General features: G+C 57.9%; 16 protein-coding genes. 11 read left to right on the top strand and 5 right to left on the bottom strand.

What is annotated here, in order from left to right; all coding sequences use genetic code 11:
- Positions 1 to 77 precede the first annotated feature (77 nt).
- Together copI and queF are read left to right on the top strand one after the other, a co-directional pair.
- Positions 78 to 611, top strand: coding sequence for a copper-resistant cuproprotein CopI (gene copI, locus AB4O01_RS10380; RefSeq protein WP_186624457.1), 534 nt, complete (start codon positions 78 to 80; stop codon positions 609 to 611).
- Positions 612 to 672: 61 nt separating this feature from the next.
- Positions 673 to 1,503: an NADPH-dependent 7-cyano-7-deazaguanine reductase QueF gene (gene queF, locus AB4O01_RS10375; protein ID WP_460091617.1), complete on the top strand. Its 831-nt coding sequence runs from the start codon at positions 673 to 675 to the stop codon at positions 1,501 to 1,503.
- A gap of 187 nt (positions 1,504 to 1,690) precedes the next feature.
- Here the strand turns inward: queF and AB4O01_RS10370 are convergent, their stop codons facing one another.
- Together AB4O01_RS10370 and AB4O01_RS10365 are read right to left on the bottom strand one after the other, a co-directional pair.
- Positions 1,691 to 1,954: a DUF4404 family protein gene (locus AB4O01_RS10370; protein WP_034156421.1), complete on the bottom strand. Its 264-nt coding sequence runs from the start codon at positions 1,952 to 1,954 to the stop codon at positions 1,691 to 1,693.
- A 108-nt stretch (positions 1,955 to 2,062) separates the two neighbouring features.
- Positions 2,063 to 2,683: a phosphatase gene (locus tag AB4O01_RS10365; protein ID WP_099756786.1), complete on the bottom strand. Its 621-nt coding sequence runs from the start codon at positions 2,681 to 2,683 to the stop codon at positions 2,063 to 2,065.
- Between the two features lie 197 nt (positions 2,684 to 2,880).
- Between AB4O01_RS10365 and AB4O01_RS10360 the strand changes: the two genes are divergently transcribed.
- Positions 2,881 to 3,570 carry an MlaA family lipoprotein gene (locus AB4O01_RS10360; RefSeq protein WP_093433716.1) on the top strand — a complete coding sequence of 230 codons (690 nt, stop codon included), beginning with the start codon at positions 2,881 to 2,883 and terminating at the stop codon, positions 3,568 to 3,570.
- 52 nt (positions 3,571 to 3,622) lie between these two features.
- On the opposite strand, the gene AB4O01_RS10355 is transcribed toward AB4O01_RS10360, so the two are convergent.
- Positions 3,623 to 3,922 carry a PilZ domain-containing protein gene (locus AB4O01_RS10355; RefSeq protein WP_093433719.1) on the bottom strand — a complete coding sequence of 100 codons (300 nt, stop codon included), beginning with the start codon at positions 3,920 to 3,922 and terminating at the stop codon, positions 3,623 to 3,625.
- Between the two features lie 275 nt (positions 3,923 to 4,197).
- On the opposite strand from AB4O01_RS10355, the gene rssB reads away from it, so the two are divergent.
- Positions 4,198 to 5,379 carry a two-component system response regulator RssB gene (rssB, locus tag AB4O01_RS10350; RefSeq protein ID WP_016986724.1) on the top strand — a complete coding sequence of 394 codons (1,182 nt, stop codon included), beginning with the start codon at positions 4,198 to 4,200 and terminating at the stop codon, positions 5,377 to 5,379.
- On the top strand, positions 5,379 to 5,861 hold the full coding sequence (rssC, locus tag AB4O01_RS10345; protein WP_003226553.1) for an anti-sigma factor antagonist RssC: 483 nt from the start codon (positions 5,379 to 5,381) through the stop codon (positions 5,859 to 5,861). The genes rssB and rssC overlap by 1 nt, the downstream gene beginning before the upstream one ends.
- 198 nt (positions 5,862 to 6,059) lie before the next feature.
- Here the strand turns inward: rssC and tal are convergent, their stop codons facing one another.
- Entirely contained in the window at positions 6,060 to 6,986 is a 927-nt protein-coding gene (gene tal / locus AB4O01_RS10340; protein WP_016986723.1) for a transaldolase, read from the bottom strand.
- A 202-nt stretch (positions 6,987 to 7,188) separates the two neighbouring features.
- Positions 7,189 to 8,145 carry a cellulase family glycosylhydrolase gene (locus tag AB4O01_RS10335; protein ID WP_460091614.1) on the bottom strand — a complete coding sequence of 319 codons (957 nt, stop codon included), beginning with the start codon at positions 8,143 to 8,145 and terminating at the stop codon, positions 7,189 to 7,191.
- Positions 8,146 to 8,438: 293 nt separating this feature from the next.
- Between AB4O01_RS10335 and AB4O01_RS10330 the strand changes: the two genes are divergently transcribed.
- The 6 genes from AB4O01_RS10330 to AB4O01_RS10305 are packed head-to-tail and all read left to right on the top strand — an operon-like array spanning position 8,439 to position 15,721.
- Positions 8,439 to 8,879 (top strand): low molecular weight protein-tyrosine-phosphatase, encoded by a 441-nt coding sequence (locus AB4O01_RS10330; protein WP_093433725.1) that lies wholly within the window; start codon positions 8,439 to 8,441, stop codon positions 8,877 to 8,879.
- Between the two features lie 39 nt (positions 8,880 to 8,918).
- A complete protein-coding gene (locus tag AB4O01_RS10325) occupies positions 8,919 to 11,147 on the top strand; it encodes a polysaccharide biosynthesis tyrosine autokinase (RefSeq protein WP_186624450.1) in 2,229 nt (742 codons plus the stop codon).
- A 40-nt stretch (positions 11,148 to 11,187) separates the two neighbouring features.
- Complete coding sequence (locus AB4O01_RS10320) at positions 11,188 to 12,270, top strand: glycosyltransferase (protein WP_095050484.1); 1,083 nt, start codon at positions 11,188 to 11,190, stop codon at positions 12,268 to 12,270.
- Between the two features lie 15 nt (positions 12,271 to 12,285).
- Positions 12,286 to 13,398 carry a polysaccharide pyruvyl transferase family protein gene (locus AB4O01_RS10315; RefSeq protein ID WP_414926296.1) on the top strand — a complete coding sequence of 371 codons (1,113 nt, stop codon included), beginning with the start codon at positions 12,286 to 12,288 and terminating at the stop codon, positions 13,396 to 13,398.
- Positions 13,395 to 14,627 carry an MATE family efflux transporter gene (locus AB4O01_RS10310; protein WP_460091611.1) on the top strand — a complete coding sequence of 411 codons (1,233 nt, stop codon included), beginning with the start codon at positions 13,395 to 13,397 and terminating at the stop codon, positions 14,625 to 14,627. The genes AB4O01_RS10315 and AB4O01_RS10310 overlap by 4 nt, the downstream gene beginning before the upstream one ends.
- Positions 14,618 to 15,721, top strand: a complete 1,104-nt coding sequence (locus tag AB4O01_RS10305; RefSeq protein ID WP_016986717.1) for a hypothetical protein — start codon at positions 14,618 to 14,620, stop codon at positions 15,719 to 15,721. Before AB4O01_RS10310 ends, AB4O01_RS10305 begins: the two co-directional genes overlap by 10 nt.

Genomic DNA, 15,721 nt, shown 5'->3' with positions numbered 1-15,721 from the left:
CTGCCTGTCAGGTAGATGCCAGCGCAGGCCGGCTAGAGTTTCCCACAGGCTGAACCTTATCTTGTTGGAGAACGACCATGTTTTTACGCCAATCCCTGACGTTGGCTGCCTGTCTGTTGGCGCTGAGTTCGCCAGTGTGGGCCGCGCCAGCTCACACCTACGATTTTGGCCAGCCAGCACCTGCCGCCAACGCCACGCGCAGCATTGAAGTGGTGTTGAACGACATGTCGTTCGACCCCAAGGCGATTCAGATCAAGGCCGGTGAGACCGTTCGTTTTGTGCTGGTGAATAAAGGCCAGTTGTTGCACGAATTCAACCTCGGTGACGCAGCGATGCACGCCAAACACCAGCAGGAAATGTTGCAGATGCAGCAAAGCGGCATGCTTACGCCTACCGGTATGAAGGAAATGTCCCACGATATGGCTGGCATGGATCACGCAGCGATGGGCCACGGCATGAAGCACGATGACCCCAATAGCGTGTTGGTCGAGCCGGGCAAAACTGCCGAGCTGACCTGGACCTTCAGCAAGGCCACGAGCCTGGAATTCGCCTGCAATATTCCCGGGCATTATCAGGCGGGCATGGTCGGCAAACTGACGGTCAGTCAGTAAGCACTCAAAGGCGCGGGCAAAGACTGGTAGAATCCGCTGATTCTTCAGTCAGGTTTCCGCCATGCATCCCGCAGCCGAACATTCGCCGCTGGGCAAATCCAGCGAATACATCGCCACATACACGCCGTCCCTGCTGTTCCCGATTCCGCGCACCGCGAAATGGGCCGAACTGGGCCTGACCGCCGAAACCCTGCCGTATAAAGGTGTGGATTTCTGGAACTGCTTCGAGCTGTCGTGGCTGCTGCCGTCGGGCAAGCCGGTGGTGGCGATCGGCGAGTTCAGCATTCCGGCGGATTCGCCGAATATCATTGAGTCGAAGTCGTTCAAGTTGTACCTGAACTCGCTGAACCAGACGGCGTTTGCCGACGTTGCGAGCCTGGAGGCGACGCTGGTCAAGGATTTGTCGGCCGCCGCCGGTAAACCGGTGGGCGTTCGGGTCCGCAGCCTGAAGGACGTTGAAGCGGAAGGCGTCGTGGCATTGCCCGGCGTGTGCATTGATGATCTGGATATCAGCGTCAGCAACTATGAGCATCCGCGCCCGGAATTGCTGCGCTGCGATGATTCGCGGATTGTTGAAGAGACGGTCTATAGCCACCTGCTCAAATCCAATTGCCCGGTGACCAGTCAGCCGGACTGGGGCACGGTGGTGGTGGAATATCGTGGCTCGGCACTGGATCATGCGAGTCTGCTGGAATACATCGTCAGCTTCCGCCAGCATTCGGACTTCCATGAGCAGTGTGTGGAGCGGATTTTCCTCGATCTGCAGCGCTTGTTGAAACCCGAGAAATTAACGGTATTTGCACGTTACGTGCGTCGTGGTGGTCTGGATATCAATCCGTATCGCAGCACCGAAAGCGTACAGCTGCCGAACCACCGGCTCGTACGTCAATAAAGATCCAGAATGTGCGATATCCCATGAGGGAGCGAGCTTGCTCGCGAAGGCGTCGTGTCAGTCGACATCATCGTTGAATGACTCACCGCATTCGCGAGCAAGCTCGCTCCCACAGGGAAGTGTGTTTCAAGTCCGGAAATGAAAAAGCCCTGCCAGTGATGGCAGGGCTTTTTGCGTTTCGGGGGAATCAGATCCCCATGCTGCCCAGCGCGTTGACGATATTGCGCAAGGTGCCAGCTATGGTTGGATGGTCAACTTCAAAGCGTTCAACGGCGAGGTTCACGCCGTCGGCAATGTTCGAATCGTTGGTCTTGGTTTCGAGTTCAAGTTCCAGTTCAATCTGCTTCATCAGCGCGTGCAAATCTTCCCGTTCAGCTTCCGACAGCGGCGGATTCTGCTCCAGCTGCTCGCGCAGGGTATCGAGCTGTTTTTGCAGTTCTTGGGCGGGCATGGTGTTTTCCTTTTATCAATAGGCACTGGCATTGACCGCAGCCGCGCGCCAAAGGTCTATGGCTGACCTTTAGATTAATCCACTCCCGGCAAACCTGCATGATCCCGGTCAGGGCTTTTCGCCTTTGAGGCGGCGCAGGCGGATGTCCGCCAGGCAAGTGTCGAGTTCACCCAGGTGATCGATTACCGAATGCACGCCCAGCCCGAATAACTGCACGGTGGCCTTGCCACGCAAGTGTTCGCGTTCTTTCTGGCTCAAGGCTTGCCATTCCTGAGGCGCCAGGCCGCAGAGCGAGCCGCAGGAGGCGAGGCCGATGGTCCACAGGCCGGCATTCAGTCCAGCTTCCAGCAGGCGCGGTTCGCCACTGACCAGCACGCAACCGTCCAGGCTGCCGACGTTCAGCGTCATCAATGCTTGCCAACAGGCGTTCGGGGCGGGCCATGGATTGATTGTTGCCGAATGTTGCGCAGGTTTGATCCACGCTGGCAATGAGACCGACAACGCTTGCGCGAGGGGCGGGGGCAATTCATCTAGCCAGGCGCAGGGAATCTGCTGGCGCTGCAGGCTGTGCAGGCTGTCGAGTGCGCCGGGTGTGGGCTCGGCATGCTCGGGCAGGGCGATCGTCTGTTGCCGGGCGCGAGCACCGAAATCCACCAGACAACCGCTGAGTCCGAACAGTACGGCCGTCAGGCTGGCGGCGGCGACGGGCAAGGTTTCGGCGTGTGTCATGGCAACGTCCCTGAAATAACGATCAGGCTAGGGCGTCTCAGTGACAGTTGGATGACAGAGGTGTGAAGGCGACGCGCGAAGCGTCCTACAGACTGCTTCATTGCGCAGACTGTCCAAACGGGCTTTTGCGCTTATACTAGCGACCTGAATACCCGGACCCAGAGGTCCGCGACAGTACCATTCCAAGGAGTTTTTCTATGCGCTGGAGCAATCCGCTCGCTCAGCTTTGTGTATGTGCCGGCCTGTTGCTGGCCCCGTTTGCCTCTCAGGCGGCAACGGAAGAAGACCCTTGGGAAAGCGTCAACCGTCCGATCTTCCAGTTCAACGACTTCGTTGACACCTACGCGCTGAAGCCATTGGCGCAGGGCTATGAGTTCGTTACACCGCAGTTTCTCGAAGACGGCATTCACAACATGTTCCGCAACGTCGGTGACGTCACCAACCTTGCCAACAACATCCTGCAGGCCAAACCCGCTGCCGCTGGCGTCGACACTGCACGTCTGATCTTCAACACCACGTTCGGTCTGCTCGGCTTCTTTGATGTCGGTACCAAAATGGGCCTGAACCGCAGCGATGAAGATTTTGGCCAGACCCTCGGTTACTGGGGCGTCGGCAGCGGTCCGTATGTAATGCTGCCATTGCTCGGCCCAAGCACCCTGCGTGATGCACCGTCGAAATACGTCGACAGCTACACCGGTATGTACCGCTACATCGACGACGTGCCAGCGCGTAATTCGATCTTCGGCCTGAACATCGTCGACACCCGCGCCAGCCTGCTGTCGAGCGAGAAGCTGATCAGCGGCGACAAGTACACCTTCATCCGCAACGCTTACTTGCAGAACCGCGAGTTCAAAGTGAAGGATGGCCAGGTCGAAGACGATTTTTAATCTCGACCGGTAAAAAGAAAGGCGACCTCAGGGTCGCCTTTTTTGTGTGTAGCTATTTCATCTTCAGGATGGTCAGACCGAGTTTCTGGCCGCCGTCATCCTGTGCTCGAATCCAGACCACTTCGGTCTCGGCCTCAAGGCCGCTGAGTGCGGCGTGATCGGAGTCGATGCGCACGCTCAAACGATCACCGACCGCGAACTGGCGCGGTGCTTCGATCTGCATGCCGGTGCTGGAGAGGTCGATGCATACCCCTGAAACTTCATCACCTTCATGAATCAACACGACATCGGCATCGACCCGCATGCGGATGAAATCGCGCTTTTCGCTGTAGTCCCGACTGGTTTGACTCATAGGTTCGTCCTTCCATTGGGTTACGGTTTGAGCTGTTCTTATAACTCTCGGTGATTTGACAAGTAAAGTCGTCAAGCGACCATCGGCGCATGCTTGAAACGCTCTGCGGATGGGAGTACCGTCTGCGCCTTAGAAGGGCACCTCTGGTGCAACCGCGTTTGCAGTCAATGCTCGAAAGCGGTGCAGCAGAGAGGCTAGAAAGCGAATCCAGTAGTCTGCGCAGGGCCAGATGCCCCGCCAACTACGCCAACCTAATTCTGGCGCCGTTTGCCCACATGCCAAAAACCAGTGCCACGCTGCTGATAATCGATGATGACGAAGTAGTGCGCGCGAGCCTCGCGGCCTATTTGGAAGACAGTGGTTTCAGCGTCCTGCAGGCCAGCAACGGCCAACAGGGTCTTCAGGTATTCGAGCAAGACACGCCCGACCTGGTCATCTGCGATCTGCGCATGCCGCAGATGGGCGGTCTCGAACTGATCCGTCAGGTCACCGAGCGATCGCCGCAAACGCCGGTGATCGTGGTGTCGGGGGCCGGCGTGATGAACGACGCGGTCGAGGCCCTGCGCCTGGGCGCGGCGGATTACCTGATCAAGCCTCTCGAAGATCTGGCTGTGCTCGAGCACTCTGTGCGCCGGGCCCTCGATCGTGCGCGCCTGCTGCTGGAAAACCAGCGCTACCGCGAGAAGCTGGAAAAGGCCAACCGCGAGCTTGAAGCCAGTCTGAACCTGCTCCAGGAAGACCAGAACGCCGGTCGCCAGGTGCAGATGAACATGCTCCCGGAAAGCCCGTGGAGCATTGACGAGTTCAAGTTCGCGCACCAGATCATCCCGTCGTTGTACCTGTCGGGTGATTTTGTCGACTATTTCCGTGTCGACGAGCGCCGGGTCGCGTTTTACCTGGCCGATGTATCCGGGCATGGCGCTTCTTCAGCCTTCGTCACCGTGCTGCTGAAGTTCATGACCACGCGCTTGCTGTTCGAATCCAAGCGCAACGGCACATTGCCGGAATTCAAGCCTTCGGAAGTCCTTGGTCATATCAACCGGGGGCTGATCAGTTGTAAGCTGGGTAAACACGTCACAATGGTCGGTGGAGTCATCGACGAGGAGACCGGTTTGTTGACCTATAGCATCGGCGGCCATCTGCCGTTGCCTGTGTTGTACACGCCTGACAGTGTTCGTTATCTCGAAGGGCGTGGTCTGCCGGTAGGCCTCTTCAATGAAGCCACCTACGAAGACCACGTGCTTGAGCTGCCGCCGACATTCAGCCTGACGCTGATGTCCGATGGCATTCTGGATCTTTTGCCAGAACCTACGCTCAAAGAAAAAGAAGCCGCTTTGCCTCAACGGGTGAAGTCGGCGGGCGGCAGCCTGGATGGTCTGCGGCAAGTGTTTGGATTGGCCACGCTAGGGGAGATGCCGGATGATATCGCCCTGTTGGTGTTGAGCAGGAATCTTTAATGAGTACCGGTAGAATCCAGTTCGCCGAGCAGGACGGCACCTTCGTCCTGAAGTTCGTCGGTGAAGTTCGCCTGACCCTGTGTTCGGCGTTGGATGCGACTATTGAGAAAATCTTCACCGCGCTGAATTTCAACGCGATCGTGATCGATTTGACCGAAACCCGCAGCATCGACAGCACGACGTTGGGCCTGTTGGCCAAACTGTCGATCCTGTCGCGGCAGAAGGTCGGCCTGCTGCCGACCGTCGTCACCACCCACGAAGACATCACCCGTTTGTTGCAATCGATGGGTTTCGAGCAGGTGTTCAACATCGTCAACCACCCGGTGCCATGCCCGGAGTGCCTGGACGACCTGCCTGATCAGGACCAGTCGGAAGAAGTGGTGCGGATCAAGGTGCTTGAAGCGCACAAGATCCTCATGGGCCTGAACGATTCCAATCGTGAAGCGTTCCATGACCTGGTGAATGCCCTCGAGCGGCATTGATCTCATGACGTGATGTTGTCTGGGCCGGCCTCTTCGCGAGCAAGCTCGCTCCCACACTGGATCAGTGTCGATCACCAATCCCCTTGTGGGAGCGAGCTTGCTCGCGAAGGCTTAAGTTCAGTCAACGCGGCTCCCAATGCAGAATAAAAAAGGGCGAACCTGTGAAGGTTCGCCCTTTTTGCATTTCAACCGCTCAAATCACAGCTTGGCCTGCAACAGCGCCTCAAGCTTCTCCTGGTCGCGAGCAAACTGACGGATGCCCTCAGCCAGTTTCTCGGTAGCCATCGCGTCTTCGTTGGACAACCAGCGGAACTGCGCTTCATTGAGGCTCAGACGGGCTTCACCGGCGTTGCCCGGTGCCAGTTTGCGCTCCAGCTTGCCGGTATCGGCCGCCAGCTTGTCGATCAGGTCCGGGCTGATGGTCAGGCGGTCGCAGCCGGCCAGTTGCTCGATCTGATTGAGGTTGCGGAAGCTCGCGCCCATGACCACGGTCTTGTAGTCATTGGCCTTGTAGTAGTTGTAGATGCGGGTGACCGACTGCACGCCCGGATCATCAGCGCCGGTGTAGTCGTTACCGTTGGCCTTCTTGTACCAGTCGTAGATGCGGCCCACGAATGGCGAAATCAGGAACACGCCAGCGTCGGCGCAAGCGGCGGCCTGGGCGAAGGAGAACAGTAGGGTCAGGTTGGTCTGGATGCCTTCCTTCTCCAGCACTTCGGCGGCGCGGATGCCTTCCCAGGTCGAGGCGATCTTGATCAGTACGCGATCGCGGCCAATGCCGGCCTTGTCGTACAGCTCGATCAAGCGATGCGCGCGTTTGAGCACGGCATCCTTGTCGAACGACAGACGCGCATCCACTTCAGTGGAGATACGGCCCGGGATCACTTTGAGAATTTCCTGGCCGACCGCGACGCCGAAACGGTCGCTGGCCAGGCCGACATCGCCCTTGCAGTCGCTGACGCAGGCGTTCAGCAGCTCGGCGTAGGCCGGAATGGCTGCCGCTTTGAGCAGCAGGGACGGGTTGGTGGTGGCGTCGACCGGTTTGACTCGGGCGATCGCTTCGAAGTCGCCGGTGTCGGCAACAACGGTGGTGAATTGTTTGAGTTGTTCCAGCTTGGAAGTCATGGGCGTGCTCTGTCCTATGGGTCTGATGACATTACCCGAGCGCTGACGGCCACTCAAGGGTAGGTGCGTGTATCGATGGCCCCTGCAGCAACAACCTGAAAACGATTGTTTGAAAGGCGGGACGCGGTATCGATGAATACGATGCCAAAACAGCCAACAGGTTCAAAGCAACCGACCTGCGTACAGGCCGGTTGTGCATGCGCTACTGGGCGTTCAACAGGGCTTCGACGGACATACGCGCCGGTTTCGGCTGCCCGTCAGAGGTCAGCAGGCCGAAGTTCTTCTCGCGATCGTTGCTGCCCGAATCACTGTTCTTCCATTCATAAATGGACGTCAGCGGAATATTGAGTTTTTTAACATCGCCAATAAACGTGTTGATCTTGCTCGCTTGTCCTTCAGGCCCACCATTGGAGGCGAGTGCCGAGATGCCCCATTCACTGATGACTCCCGGTAGATGGAAGTTTTGCTGAATGAAGTTTTGCGCATTGCTGATCTGCGTGGCGGTCATGCCGTAGGGGTGGTAGGACACGGCGCTCAGGCATTTGGGGTATTCGCTGACGATGCGGTTCAGCGCCACGGTTGCAGCCGAGCCTGCGCTAGGCGGGCGAGCGAAGCCGTAACCGATCACGGGCGTCGATGGAGGCTGCTCCTGCAGCGCCTTGCACACGCCGCTCATGAACGGCACAAACGTGGTGTCGAAATTGCGCGTCGGCCAGTAGGTTTCCAGGTCCGGCTCATTCCATAACTCGATCGCCACCAGTTGCGCGCTGTACGACTGTTGCAGCCCCGTCACGGCTTTGGCGAAGCCTTCACCGGCAGTGCTCAGCTCGGCGCTCGAGGTGGCGGGCAACGCCTTGATCGCGCGGACCGTCAGCAACACAGGCAGGCCCGCAGACTGGGCTGCGGCGAAGGCATCGCTGACCTGTTTCTGATAAGCCTTGGCCGTCAGGCTGTCGCTCCACACACCGAAGCGGACAAAACCGAAGCCTGCCGACTTGATCTGCGCGGCGTCGGCGGCCGTGAAGTTCTGGATCTTCACCTGCACACCGATGTTCTTGGCTGGAAGGCTGGGAAACACTTCGCTAGCGTGAACCTGAGTCGTAGCCCCTGCCACCATCAATGCCAACGCGCCGAGTTTTTTGAGATGTGTTGTTTTCATGTCTGCTCTCCCGAAGAGAAGTGACAACTGCGAATAAATGATCTCGTTTCTCAATTTTCGAGTGAGGTGATGGCACTTAGTGCGCGAATGTTAGTTTTTGTCGGAAAACAATCACTCGAAAATCACAGTTATTTTTAGTCCGTTAATAGTGGTTGGGGAGCTTTTAAACGCTGTGGTACTTAATGCTTCGGTACTAACAGGGCGAATCTATTTCTGAGTGCAGGAAGATCTTGAGGGTTCATTCAATTGCTCTCGGATGTTGGCCGTTTGATATTACACAGGAAAGTAAAACCTTGTTCAGAAAGATCCTTGTCGTTTGCGTGGGCAATATATGCCGTAGTCCGACGGCAGAGCTGATGTTGCGTAACGCGCTGGCCCCCTCAGCGATCACCGTTTCCTCCGCAGGCCTGTCGGCGCGGGTGGGCGAGGGTGTAGAAGCGTCCGCGCGGCAAGTGCTCGAAGACCATGGCCATAACGCCGAAGGCTTCATGGCACGGCAACTGACCGCAGACATCGTCAATGAATCAGACCTGATTCTGGTCATGGAAAAACAGCATGTTAATCAAGTACTGAAGATTGCCTCTCACGCCAGAGGCAAAGTGTTTCTGCTCGGCAAGTGGCAGAGCGAGCGCGAAATACAGGACCCGTATCGTCAAGGCAAGGCCGCTTTTATTCATGCCCATGCATTGATTGAAGATGCTGTTAGTTCATGGGCGCAGCGCCTCGGGCATTGATGAATATTCTTCAGATCAGTGAATGGTAAGAACAGACTTATGCAGTTACCGTCAGTAATCGGCACCCGTGACAACGATCAAGACAGTATTGATCTGCTCGGCATATTTGGCAGCCTGATCGATCAGAAATGGTTGATCGGCGCGCTCACCGGCGCCTTCATGGTGACCGGTGTCGCGTACGCGGTTTTGGCCACGCCCGTATACCTGGCCAATGCGCTGGTGCAGGTCGAGCCGAAAAAGAACGACATGCTCGGTTTCTCCGACCTCAACAGCATGCTCGGTGGGCAATCGCCGTCGGTGACCGAAATCGGCATCATCAAATCCCGCGCGGTGATCGGCAAAACCGTCGACGACCTGCGGCTGGACATCGATGTCACCCCCAACACCTTCCCGATGATTGGCGGCTTTCTCGCCCGGCGTTATCGCGGCGAGACTGAAACCAGTGTCGCGGCGCCGCGTTTCGGTCTGAACAGTTACGCCTGGGGCGGTGAGCGCCTGGAGTTTGCCCGGCTCAATCTGCCCAAAGAGTTGTTGGGCAAGAAACTCACCCTGATCGCCGGCGAACAGAAGCACTTCCAGTTGCTCGATGACAACGACAATCTGCTGGTCGAAGGCGTCGCCAGCGAAGCGTTCGCGCAGGACGGCGTAGAAGGGCAGATCACTCAGTTGTTGGCCAATCCCGGTACGCGTTTCGAAGTGGTGCGTTACCCACGGATCGTGACCATTCAGGGTTATCAGGACGCGCTGGATATCTCCGAGCAGGGCAAGGAATCGGGAATTATCAAACTGGCGCTGGCCAGCAGCGACGCCGCTGAAGCGGTGAAGATCCTCAACAAGATCGCCGCGCTGTACGTCGATCAGAACGTGCGCCGCACCTCGGCGGAAGCGGCGCAGAGCCTGGCCTTTCTGCAAAGCCAGTTACCCCAGGTCAAGCGTGATCTGGCCAAGGCCAGCGATGCGTTGAACGCCTATCAGACCCACGGCAAGACCGTGAACATCTCGCTGGAAACCCAGTCGGTGCTCGGTCAGTCGGTAGCGCTGGAAACGCGGATCTCCGAGCTGAAAATGCAGCAGGCGGAGATGGATCGCAAGTTCACCAAACAGCACCCGGCCTATCGCGCGTTGATGAGCCAGATCGGCGAACTGACCCAGCAACAGAAATCGCTGGAAGGCAAAGTCGGCGATTTGCCCGCGACCCAACAAGAGCTGCTCAACCTGACCCGCGATGTCGAAGTGGCGTCGCAGATCTACACGCAGTTGCTGAACAAATCCCAGGAGCTGGACATCGTCCGCGCCGGTGCCGTGGGTAACGTGCGTCTGGTCGACGCAGCGGATGTCGACCTGACCAGTCCGGTCAAACCGAAAAAAGCCCTGATCGTGCTGATCGCCACCTTCCTCGGCGCTTTTGTCGGCGTGGCGCTGGTGCTGCTGCGCAAATCCCTGAGCCGTGGTCTGGAAGGCCCGGAAGCCATCGAGCAACTCGGTTTGCCGGTGTACGCGTCGATTCCGTACAGCGCCTTGCAGGATGAAGAAGACAACAAAAAAGGCCGCGCCCGCGACGGTGTCGACAAACCGGCGTACCTGCTGGCCCTGCGTAATCCCACGGATCTGTCGATTGAATCGATCCGCAGCCTGCGCACCTGCCTGCATTTCGCCGGGCTCGATTCGACCAACAACCGCATCATGATTTCCGGGCCGAGCCCACAGGTCGGCAAGACCTTCGTCTCGTCCAACCTCGCCGCGGTCATGGCGTTGAGCGGTCAGCGCGTGGTGCTGATCGATGCCGACATGCGCAAAGGTCACCTGCACAAAACCCTCAACACGCCGATCACCAACGGCTTGTCCGATCTGCTGGTCAAGCGCTGCAGCATCGATCAGGCAATCAACAAGGTCGAAATCGACAACCTGCACTTCATCAGCCGTGGCCAGGTGCCGCCGAATCCTTCCGAGCTGTTGATGCACGCCAACTTCCGCGAGCTGTTGGCGGAACTGAGCGAGCGCTACGACCTGGTGATCATCGATACGCCGCCGCTGCTGGCGGTGACCGATGCGGCCATCGTCGGCCGTGAAGCCGGGATCAGCCTGATCGTCACGCGCTTCGGGGTGAACCCGGCCAAAGAGATCGAACTGACCATTCGCCGCTTCGCGCAGAACGGCATCGAGTTGAAAGGCGCGGTGTTCAACGGCGTCGAGAAGCGTGCGGCCAGCTACTACGGCAATGGCGGTTACGGCTATTACAACTACGAATACGCGTCCGACAAATCCTGACTGTCAGCGACTGTTTTTTCCTGTTTGAAGTGGGTGATTTGTGAAGAAAATACTGCACGTGGCAGAGACGATCAAAGGTGGCGTCGCGACGGTGATCCGGACGATTTCGGCTTCGCCTGAAGGTGATGCGGCGAACTACGAGTTGGTGTACCTGGTCCCGGACGATCAGGCCAAAGAGTTGCACGGCATCGGCGCGCAGCAGATCCGCACCTTTCCCCGCACTGGACGCAATGTGCCGTCGTTGCTGCGTTTCGCCTGGCGTTTGACCCAGGTGATGCTCAAGGAAAAACCCGACGTGGTGCATTTGCACAGCACCTTTTCCGGCGTGATCGGGCGATGCGTATGTGTGCTGTTGCGACCGTGGCGCAAGCCGAAAATCGTCTACTGCCCGCACGCGTTTTCGTTCCTGATGGAAAGCTCGCCGACCAAGCAAAAAGTCTATGCATGGATTGAGCGGGTACTGCAGAAAGTCACCGATGTGATCATTTGCGTCAGCCAGTATGAACTCGATAAAGCCGCGCGCTTCGGTATCGAGCGCAAGCGCATGAAGCTGATCTACAACGGCATTCACCACAAGGATGACGCGCCGAAAGCGGCGAGTCCCGAGCCGATTCATCTGCTCTTCGTCGGTCGCCTCGATTATCAGAAAGGCTTCGACGTGTTGCTCAAGGCCTTCGCCAACGTGCAGCGCAAAGACTTGAAGCTGACCGTGGTCGGCAGCGCGGTGAACGAGGACGCGGTGGAGTGCCCGCCGATGGACTCTGTTGAATACCTGCCATGGGTCACGCCGAGCGAAGTGCAGGCGCTGTACCAGAAAGCCGATGCGCTGATCGTGCCGAGTCGCTGGGAAGGTTTCGCCATGGTGCCGCTGGAAGGCATGGCCATGGGTTTGCCGGTAATCGCCAGCAACTGCACCTCGCTGCCGGAACTGGTCACCAATGAAGTCTCCGGTTATGTCTTCCCGTCCGGTGATCACCAGGCATTGGCCGACGTGCTGACGATTATCCAGAAACCACGCTTGCTCGACCTCGGCAACGAAGGACGGAGCATTGTCCGCGAGCGTTTCAGCGCCGCGTTGATGATTCGCCAGACCTACGACCTGTATCGCGCTCCCACTTTTTAAGTAGAACTCAAGCATATGAACGTAACGATTTTGCATGGCTACAGTGCGTCCAACTCCGGTGACGGCTTGCTCGTCGATCTGGCCATTGCCCTGGTGCAGCGCAACTTTGGCGAAGACACCGCGATCAGTGTCGTGGCTTCCGATCCGGATTCTTTCAGCTACTTGCCGCACCCGCGTTTCGACGCGCCGGTGATGGCGGCCAAGGGTTTTGGCCGGGTCAAGCAAGCGGTGTTTCTCAATCAGTCCTACGCCGGGCTGGCGGATCTGTTGAAGAAAACCGACCTGATCGTCGGCGTCGGCGGCGGCTACATGCGCTCAAAAAGTGCTTTCGAACATATCAAGTTGAAACTCGGCCACGCCAAGCAACTGGAAACCGCGATCCTCAGCAAAGTGCCGTCGGTGTACCTGCCGCAAAGCATCGGCCCGTTCCATGGCGAGAGCAGCAAAATCGTCGAGCACTACGCCAGCGCCGACGCGGTATTCGTCCGTGACAACCGCTCTTCGGCGATTTTCGATGCCTGCGCCAACGTCTACCGTGCGCCGGATCTGGCGGTGCAATCGCTGGCGAGCAAAATCCTCCAGCAAGCAAAATTCACCCGCTGTGCGTCATCGCCAGCCACGGTGTGCGTGGTACTGCGCAAGCCGCCGGAGTGGAGCAAGGAAAAGAAAGTCGCTTACGTCGCCAATCTGAAGTTGCTGCTGCAGCGCCTGAAGAACAAAAGCAAAGTGGTCTGCGCCGTACAGAGCGCGGTACGCGGCAACGATGACGGTGCGTTCTATCGCGAACTGGGCATTAGCGAAGACTTGCTGTCGTTGAAGGCGACGATTGCCAAGTATCAGCCGGACCTGGTGATTTCCGTACGCCTGCACGGCGCTATTGAATCGCTGCTTTCCGGCGTGCCGGCGTACCACATCAGCTACGAACGCAAAGGCTTCGGCGCCTATCAGGACATGGGCGTGGAAGACTGGGTGATCAACGGCGGCGACATCAATGTCGACACCATCATCGACACGGTTTACGCGCCGAATGCGTTGTCGAATTTCGGCAAGCGCCTGACCGATACCTGCCGTGAAATCGAGGCAAAAACCGTGGCCATGGACGAGATCATCAAAGGTGTCGTTCGATGATATTTCGGCTACTGCTTCGCGGCGGTGCATTGGGCGCGAAGTTTTTGCTGGTGTTGGCGATCACCCATTACCTGGGGTATGAAGCGCTGGGTTTTTACGGTGTGGTGGTCGCCGCTTCGTTGATCGCGTCGAAGTTCTACAGTGTCGGGTTCAGTTCCGAGATCAATCGCTTGATCAGTGTCGGCGGCAGTTCGCGCCGCGTGGTCGACAAGGTGCTGCTGCTGTACCTCGCCGTTGGCGTGATCTTGTCGGTGGTGACGGTGCTGATTTATTCGCTGTTCCAGCAAGTCGAAGCGAGCGCCGCGCTGATCCTTTGTGTGACGTTGGTGTTGCTCACTGAGCATCTGTCGTTCGAGATCAACTCGTTCGTGTTTTCCGCGCAGAAAGCCACGGCCGGTGCGCTGCTGTTTTTCATCAAGACTGGCCTGTGGGCGCTGTTGGCGGTGGGCGGGATGATGCTCGACTGGGTCTCGGGAATTGCCAGTGTGTTGTGGTTGTGGGTCGCCGCCAACGTGCTGGTGATCATCGCCGGTTACCTGATCGTGGTGAACGTTCATCACGGCCGGGAAACCGGGACACTGGCCACTGCTACTGTATGGAAAGCGGGATTACCGTTTTACCTCGGCACCGGGTTGATCGCGTTGAGTCAATGCGCCGAGCGGTTTCTGATCGCCGACCTCGAACCGTACGCCAAACTGGGTCAATACGTGTACGCGTGGTCAGCAGCCAACACCTTGCAGGCGCTGTCGTATGCGGTAGTGGCGGTGATCGGGATTCCGTTGTTGGCCAAGCGTTTTCAAGCCGATCAGCAGGCGTTCACGGTCAAGCAGTTGTTCGTCAACAAGTGGGTCATGCGCTCGCTGGTGGTGTCGGCGGCGGTGGCGGTGGCGATCTATGTGTTTTTCAACGTGGTGCTCGATTACGTCGCCACCAGCGTGCCGCGTCCGGACAATGTGATCCTCGGCGTGCTGATTTTTTCCTTCGCTTTGCGCGCGATTGGCGACATCGTCTGGGGCGGTTTGATTGCCTCGAAAAACAGCCGCGTATCGCTCGCCAGCGCGGCGATCTGTCTGCTGGTTTCGGTGCCGGTCAGCTATGTGTTGATCAAGCACTATTCGATTTACGGCGCCGCTTGGGGCAATGTCTTCGCGATCATCGTGCAACTGCTGGTGATTGCCGTGCTGACCCGCGCAACGGCCGGGAAAAAGGCTGCGTTGTCATGGGCCTGAAACTGCCGTGCATCGAGTTTCGCGGCAAGCGACTCGATTCGTATGTGTCGTTCCTGATCCTCTTCACCGGGCTGTTTCTGTCGGTGGCGATGCCGCTGTTGATTCCACGTGATCCGGGGCCGGATGCGATGACGTTGTGGTCGTCCTACGCCCGCGCCGACAACTGCAATTTCTGGAACCCGTTCTCGCCGGATCGTTCGTCCTACGAGTGTTCGGCGTTCCTGCTGCGGCCCACCGGGATCAACCTGACCAATGCCTGGGCCTACGGCATGTTCTGCAATTTTTTCCTCACGGCGATTCCGGTGGTGGTTTTTCGGCGCATGCCGTTGGCGATCTTCGGCACCCTGTGCCTGTGGGGCATCGTGCGCTCGTTCTTCCTTGAGAACCTGACCAAGGAAATCATTGTGTCGGTGGCGGTGTTGAGCATTTTGCTCAGCTCGCTGACGCGAAAATATCGCGGCGGATTTTTCCTCTCGGCAGTGATCTACGGTGTGCTGATTCGGCCCTACTGGATTTTGTTTTCGCTGTCGTGGGTCGGCGTCTGTGTGATGAAAAAGTACGTGTCGCGCACGACGTTCTTTCTGATGCTGTTCCTGTTTTATCTGGCGGTGGCGATGTCGATCCAGCTCGCCCTGGGCTTTCCGGTGTCGTCGATCCGCGCCAGTAACAACGAGTTGCGCACGGCGGGCGAGGAGGGCTCGAAATCGTTGATCGTGTCGTGGCTCAGCGGCAGCGACTTCGTTTCGCAGGCGCTGGACTCGATGATCATCTTCTTCCGCCTGTCGTTCCCGGTGGAGCTGATTCTGCTGTCGGGGCCGGGGCAGGTGATCTTCGTCGCGTTGATGATCATGACCGCGTTGCTGCTGTTCAAAGTCATCACCTCGACCGATTACAAAGGCGCGCCGATCCAGACCAAACCCAAGGAACTGATCGCGATTCCGCTGGCGTTTCTGCTGGTGCAAGGCCTGTTCGAGCCGGACTTCGGCTCCTTCGCCCGGCACTTCTCGATGGTGGTGCCGGTGTTGTTTGTCGGTCTGGGCTTGATGCTGCGGGCGAACAAACCGGTGCAGGTTGAATCAAGAATTCTGAATTGA

The organism is Pseudomonas sp. S2_E02 (assembly GCF_054668355.1).
Note: the sequence above shows the minus strand (reverse complement) of the source record. Positions and strands in the feature narration are given on the sequence as shown.

Excerpts from the sequence above, each read along its gene's own strand:
- tal (WP_016986723.1), bottom strand. The coding sequence starts at position 6,986 with ATGACTTCCAAGCTGGAACAACTCAAACAATTCACCACCGTTGTTGCC.
- AB4O01_RS10315 (WP_414926296.1), top strand. The coding sequence starts at position 12,286 with ATGAACGTAACGATTTTGCATGGCTACAGTGCGTCCAACTCCGGTGAC.
- AB4O01_RS10305 (WP_016986717.1), top strand. The coding sequence starts at position 14,618 with ATGGGCCTGAAACTGCCGTGCATCGAGTTTCGCGGCAAGCGACTCGAT.
- queF (WP_460091617.1), top strand. The coding sequence starts at position 673 with ATGCATCCCGCAGCCGAACATTCGCCGCTGGGCAAATCCAGCGAATAC.
- AB4O01_RS10365 (WP_099756786.1), bottom strand. The coding sequence starts at position 2,683 with ATGACACACGCCGAAACCTTGCCCGTCGCCGCCGCCAGCCTGACGGCC.
- AB4O01_RS10325 (WP_186624450.1), top strand. The coding sequence starts at position 8,919 with ATGCAGTTACCGTCAGTAATCGGCACCCGTGACAACGATCAAGACAGT.
- rssC (WP_003226553.1), top strand. The coding sequence starts at position 5,379 with ATGAGTACCGGTAGAATCCAGTTCGCCGAGCAGGACGGCACCTTCGTC.
- AB4O01_RS10370 (WP_034156421.1), bottom strand. The coding sequence starts at position 1,954 with ATGCCCGCCCAAGAACTGCAAAAACAGCTCGATACCCTGCGCGAGCAG.
- copI (WP_186624457.1), top strand. The coding sequence starts at position 78 with ATGTTTTTACGCCAATCCCTGACGTTGGCTGCCTGTCTGTTGGCGCTG.
- AB4O01_RS10360 (WP_093433716.1), top strand. The coding sequence starts at position 2,881 with ATGCGCTGGAGCAATCCGCTCGCTCAGCTTTGTGTATGTGCCGGCCTG.
- AB4O01_RS10310 (WP_460091611.1), top strand. The coding sequence starts at position 13,395 with ATGATATTTCGGCTACTGCTTCGCGGCGGTGCATTGGGCGCGAAGTTT.
- rssB (WP_016986724.1), top strand. The coding sequence starts at position 4,198 with ATGCCAAAAACCAGTGCCACGCTGCTGATAATCGATGATGACGAAGTA.
- AB4O01_RS10335 (WP_460091614.1), bottom strand. The coding sequence starts at position 8,145 with ATGAAAACAACACATCTCAAAAAACTCGGCGCGTTGGCATTGATGGTG.
- AB4O01_RS10355 (WP_093433719.1), bottom strand. The coding sequence starts at position 3,922 with ATGAGTCAAACCAGTCGGGACTACAGCGAAAAGCGCGATTTCATCCGC.